Raw genomic sequence first — 2,430 nt, forward strand, 5'->3', positions numbered from 1 at the left:
GGCGGCTTCTTCGATGTCAGGTCGAGGTCACTGTCCCCGACGCTCGCGCAGCTGGGTGAGCGCGTCGTCGAGAAGCTGGACGGCTTCCTCGTCGGTACGACGCTCCTTCACATACGCGAGGTGCGTCTTGTACGGCTCCGCCTTCGCGAGAGCAGGAGGGTTCTCCTTGTCACGCCCGGCCGGGAGACCCGACTGCGGGTGATCGATCGTCTCGGGGATCTCCTCTTCGGGGAGTCCCGCAGCGAAGTAGCGCACGGTCTCGTTGCCGAGTCCGTCCCAGTACGAGACCGCGATGCGGTCGGCGTGATAACCGTGATCCTGCTCGCCCATCGGGCCGGAGCCGACACGGGTGCCGCGGATGGCGTTTCCACCGGTAGCCATCAGATGACCTCGAATTTCGTGATGAGGCCCAGCGCGACGATGGCGACGAACCATGTCAGTGCCAGGACGACGGTGAAGCGGTTCAGGTTCCGCTCCGCAAGACCGGAGGAGCCGACCGCAGAGGTCATGCCTCCACCGAACATGTCGGACAGTCCACCGCCCCGACCTTTGTGCAGGAGGATGAGGAGGGTCAGCAGAACGCTGGTGATGCCCAGCACGACCTGCAGGACGAACTCGAGAATTGCCACGAGAAAGAGCCTTTCGCTGGGGCCGGAACGCCCCCGTAACGGTCAAGTATACGGTGCAGCGGGGCCGCAGCCCCGCTGCACTCACACTCCGACGTGCTTCTCGAAGCGGATGATCGCTGCGAACTCGTCCACGACGAGGCTCGCCCCGCCGACCAGTGCGCCGTCCACATCGGGCTCGCGCATGAAGCTGGCGATGTTCGCCGCCTTCACGGAGCCGCCGTAGAGGATGCGCGTACGCGCGGCTGCCTCGTCGCCCAGAACCTTCGCGACGACCGCACGCAGAGCGGCGCAGACATCCTGCGCCTGCTGCGGCGTCGCGGCCTGGCCGGAGCCGATCGCCCACACCGGCTCGTACGCCACCACGATGTCCGCCTTCGGGGACACGCCCTGAAGCGCGGCCTCGAGCTGCGACACCGGAACGGCGCTCGCACCGAACTTCTCCAGGTCGCCCGCGGTCTCACCGACGCAGATCACCGGCACGAGACCGTGCTTGAGCGATGCCTGCACCTTGGCCGCCACGACATCGTCGCCCTCGGCGTGGTATTCACGACGCTCCGAGTGGCCGATGATGACGTACTTCGCGTCGAGCTTCGCAAGGAAAGCACCGGAGACCTCACCGGTGTACGCACCGGAGTCGTGTGCCGACACATCCTGCGCACCGAGCGCGAACGGGATCTTGTCCGCGTCGATGAGCGTCTGCACGCTGCGGATGTCGGTGAAGGGCGGGAAGACCGCGACCTCGACGGATCCGTCTTCGTGCTTGGCATCCTTCAACGTCCAGTGCAGCTTCTGCACGAACGCGACCGCCTGAAGGTGGTCGAGATTCATCTTCCAGTTTCCCGCGATCAGCGGGGTACGGGAGTTCACACCCATCCGAGGACCTCCAGCCCAGGTAGTTTCTTGCCCTCGAGGAACTCGAGGCTCGCGCCGCCGCCGGTCGAGATGTGACCGAACTGGTCGTCGGTGAATCCGAGCTGACGCACGGCCGCGGCGGAATCGCCGCCACCGACGACACTGAGGCCGTCGACCTCGGTGAGCGCCTGCGCGACGGTCTTGGTGCCGGCCGCGAACGCCGGGAACTCGAACACGCCCATCGGGCCGTTCCAGAACACGGTCTTCGATTCGCGGATGACGTCGGCGAATCGTGCTGCCGTCTCCGGACCGATGTCGAGTCCGATGCCGGAGGCACCGAACGGCGTCGACGAGATCGCGTCCGCCGCGGCGACTTCGTGCGCGGCGTCCGCGCCGAACGATGCGGCGACGACGACATCGGTGGGGAGCACGAGCTCGACACCGCGTTCGGCCGCCTCGGCGATGTAGCCGCGAACCGTCTCGAGCTGATCCTCTTCCAGCAGGCTCGAAGCCACAGCGTGCCCCTGCGCCTTCAGGAAGGTGAAGAGCATTCCGCCACCGACGAGAATCCTGTCGACGCGCGGCAGCAAGTGCGAGATGACGCCGAGCTTGTCGCTGACCTTCGACCCGCCGAGCACGACCGCGTACGGGCGCTCGGGGTTCTCGGTCAGGCGGTCGAGCACGTCGAGCTCGGCCGCGATCAGCAGACCGGCCGCCGACGGGAGCAGCTCGGCGAGCTCGTAGACGCTCGCCTGCTTGCGGTGCACGACCCCGAATCCGTCGGAGACGAGCACGTCGCCGAGCTCGGCGAGCTCAGCCGCGAAGGCTGCGCGCACGGACTCGTCCTTCGCGGTCTCCCCCGGGTTGAACCGCAGGTTCTCGATGACGACGACCCCGCCGTCCTCGAGCGAGGCGACGGCCTCCTTCGCCGACTCGCCGACCGTGTCGC

General features: G+C 67.1%; 4 protein-coding genes. All 4 read right to left on the reverse strand.

The genetic code is table 11. The features are described from left to right. Positions 1-27: 27 nt before the first annotated feature. On the reverse strand, positions 28-381 hold the full coding sequence (locus tag ACNPM4_RS05680) for an RNA polymerase-binding protein RbpA (protein WP_017830291.1): 354 nt from the start codon (positions 379-381) through the stop codon (positions 28-30). Further along, positions 381-629, reverse strand: a complete 249-nt coding sequence (secG, locus tag ACNPM4_RS05685; RefSeq protein ID WP_029261623.1) for a preprotein translocase subunit SecG — start codon at positions 627-629, stop codon at positions 381-383. The genes ACNPM4_RS05680 and secG overlap by 1 nt, the downstream gene beginning before the upstream one ends. 81 nt (positions 630-710) lie before the next feature. Continuing rightward, on the reverse strand, positions 711-1,502 hold the full coding sequence (gene tpiA, locus ACNPM4_RS05690) for a triose-phosphate isomerase (protein ID WP_167633366.1): 792 nt from the start codon (positions 1,500-1,502) through the stop codon (positions 711-713). Further along, the coding region (locus ACNPM4_RS05695) for a phosphoglycerate kinase (RefSeq protein ID WP_448985016.1) at positions 1,493-2,430 on the reverse strand (938 nt) is incomplete at its 5' end. The genes ACNPM4_RS05695 and tpiA, both read right to left, overlap by 10 nt.

This window comes from Microbacterium umsixpiens, from assembly GCF_053543675.1.